The 3,070-nt window shown below is 67.0% G+C and carries 1 protein-coding gene; it reads right to left on the reverse strand.

All coding sequences use genetic code 11. From position 1 onward, the window contains the following. Positions 1–210: 210 nt before the first annotated feature. Positions 211–3,070, reverse strand: a 2,860-nt coding sequence (locus tag FJY88_13050; protein MBM3288255.1) for a hypothetical protein, incomplete at its 5' end; no start/stop codon positions are given.

Below are 3,070 nucleotides of genomic sequence, written 5' to 3' on the forward strand. Positions count from 1 at the left end.
GATCCATCTGTCGACCTCGTCGCCGACACGGGGAGCGGCGGCATCCGATGCGATGTGTCGAACGCGAGGATCCGCCGCGACGGACGGGGCGAGCTCAGGCTGACAGTCGGCGGCGGCGAGGCCAAGGTCCGTCTCGACACGGGAAGCGGGTCGATCCGGATCTCGCAGCGGCCCTGACGGCCCGCCTCCGCGGTCGACCGAGCGCCCTGGCTACGAGCGCTCGGGGGAGTCGGCTCCCGCCGCCTGCATGCGGCCCCACAGCGCCTCACGGGCGGTCGAGATCTCCTGATCGAACCACCGGCCGAATCTCGCTTCCAGGGCATCGAGGAAGATCGTGCTTTGCGGAGTCAGCCTCTCATCGAGATCTCCCGGCTCGGGGTCGACCGGCCGCATGGGTAGTCGAGCCGGATCCCAGATCCCCTCCCCATCCGCCCCGTTGACCGTGACGTCCCGGTAGATCGGCGCGACGCGTAGGATCTCGGCGGTCACTTCCTCCACGTTGGCGTACTTCATCTTGAATCGGTAACCCATCTCCGCCCCCAGGTGGCAGAGAACCTCCCAGGTCTCCATGCCGGTCCGGGGGGGAATGGCGCGGGCAAGAGACTGGACCCTGCGCTCGGAGTTCGTGAAGGTCCCCCCGGTTTCCGCCGGGCTGCTGAGAGGCAAGACCACGTTTGCGATCTTCGTCGTCGCCGTAGCGAGCAGGTCCGCCACGAGAATGAAATCGGCCGCCCCCAGACCGTCGAGGATTTCCCGCGGGTATCCCTCGGCTCCGAAGGGGTCCTCCCCCAGAACCACCGCGACCTTGATCTGTCTCCGCCTCAGCGCCTCGGCGACATCGGGAAGCGGCCGCTCGAGATCTCGGAGGACGACGCACCACTCTTTCTCGAGCTCCTCGACCGCGGCCTCCTCCGTCACCGGCACATACCCGGGCAACCAGTCCGGGGCGACCCCCACGTCGAGAATGCCCTGCATGTTCGCCTTCTCGCGCAGCGCGAGGACAGAAGCGCCGATCGCGCGGCTCATTTCCGCGATGACGCGACCGTCGCGCGCGGAGCGCGTCCCTCGGTAGTCCTTGTTGAAGACGATCACCTTCAAGATGCTCTTGTGGAGGATTCCCGCCGCCTCGTCCAGATCAGCGGGAGAAACCCCCGAGGGGGCCTTGTCGCTTGCGGCTCGGCGGTCGGCCATCAGGGGCTCGAGGGCGGGCCACTCCGACGGAGACAGCGAGGCGAGCTTCGCATACCGGCCCAGGAGAGCCAGGAGAACTTCCATCTGGTCCCCGCCGGCGCACTTCAGGAAGACCTCCGCGAAACGCGAGACGTGATTCTCCTCCGGCCCGACATAGATCAGCTTCGCACCCTTGCGAATGGCCCTCTTGGCCAGCAGATCGGCGACGAAGTGCTCGTCGGCGGTGCTGGAGTTGACGACCAGAACCGCCTGCGCGTCGGCGAGGTCGCGGTAGGTCGCCGAGGAGACCACCTCGGGGCACTGCGTCTCTCGATTGACGAGGTTAGCCAGGGAGGTCACGTTGTGCGTCTTCAGCGCGACCCTAGCCAGTTTCTGCGCCAGATACGCCTCCTCGTTGGTCAGGCGGGGGGAGACGAAAACGGCGATCTCCGAACCTGAGTAGCGGCGGGTGAGCTCTTTCAGCCTCATGGCCGCGTACCGGATCGCTTCGTCGACGGACGCGTCCTGAAGCTCCCTGCCCGCGCGGATCTGCCCTCGTAGCAAGCGGTCCTCGGCCATCACGTAGTTGAAGCCGAAGCGCCCCTTCCTGCAGTGGTTGCCGAGCGTGGGGCAGTCGCCGTCGAACCTCGAGACTTTGACCAGCGAGTTGCCGAAGGCGTCGTACTGCAATCGGCAGCCCACGCCGCAGTAGTGGCAGACGGTCGGCGTCGATCGCGAGGGCCACGGCCCCGGCTTGTCGAGCGGGATCTTCCCTGCGATCGCGCCCGTGGGGCAGGTCCCGATGCAGAGTCCGCAGCTGACGCAGTCGGTGTCGAGAAGCGAGCCGCCCAGGGCGGGCCGCACTACGGTATTGAATCCGCGGTTGATGAACCCGTAGGCTGCCACCCCCACCACTTCGCTGCAGACGCGGACGCACCGGCCGCAGAGGATGCACTTGTTCGGATCGAGCTCGATCAGAGGATGGCTGCGATCGGGGAAGTAGACCTTCGCCTCGCCGATGAACGAGCTGATGTCGACGCCGTAGTCGGTCGCGTGCCTGCGCAGATCGCAGTCGAAGAGGGCGACGCACCCGCACTCCAGACAACGATGGGATTCCCTGCGGACATCCTCCGTCGTGTATCCCTGCTCGACTTCCGCGAAGCTCTTCCGCCGCTCCTCGGCGGAGAGGACGGGCATCGGCCGTCGCGCGTAGCGCGAGCCGTCCCGGAGATCCTCGATCGTGACTCTCCTGAAGGCGTCCTTCCTGCTGCAGAACTCGACCGGCTCCGGCTGGGCCTTGCCGGTCCGGATGTAAGTGTCGATGGCATGGGCGGCCTTTCGCCCGGCAGCGATCGCCTCGATCGCCGTCGCCGCACCGGTGACGACATCGCCGCCGGAGAAGACGCCGTCCACGCTCGTCTCGAACGTCTTCTCGTTCACCTGGATCGTCCGCCAGCGAGTCAGGTTGAGGACTTCGCCGAACGGCAGGAAGTCGCTCACCCGCCCGTCGACGAGCTCCTCGACCTTCGTGTTCTGGCCGATCGCGGCAATGACGAAGTCGCAGTCGATCTTGAACTCGGACCCCCGGACCGGCCTCGGGCTGCGGCGGCCGCTCGCGTCCGGCTCGCCAAGCTCCATCCGGATGCACTCGAGGGAGGCGAGCCTGCCGTCGCTCGCGATCACGCGCACGGGCGCGACGAGGAAGTCCATCTGGATCCCCTCGTGCTCCGCCTCCACGATCTCCATCTCGTTCGCCGGCATCTCGGTCCGCGTCCGCCTGTAGAGGAGCCGGACTTCAGCGGCTCCGAGGCGAAGCGAGGTGCGGGCGCAGTCGATCGCCGTGTTCCCTCCGCCCACCACGAGCACCTTGCCGTAGAGATCGGTCTTCTTGCGCAAGGCG

The organism is Candidatus Eisenbacteria bacterium (assembly GCA_016867495.1).
Classification (GTDB): Bacteria; Eisenbacteria; RBG-16-71-46; order CAIMUX01; family VGJL01; genus VGJL01.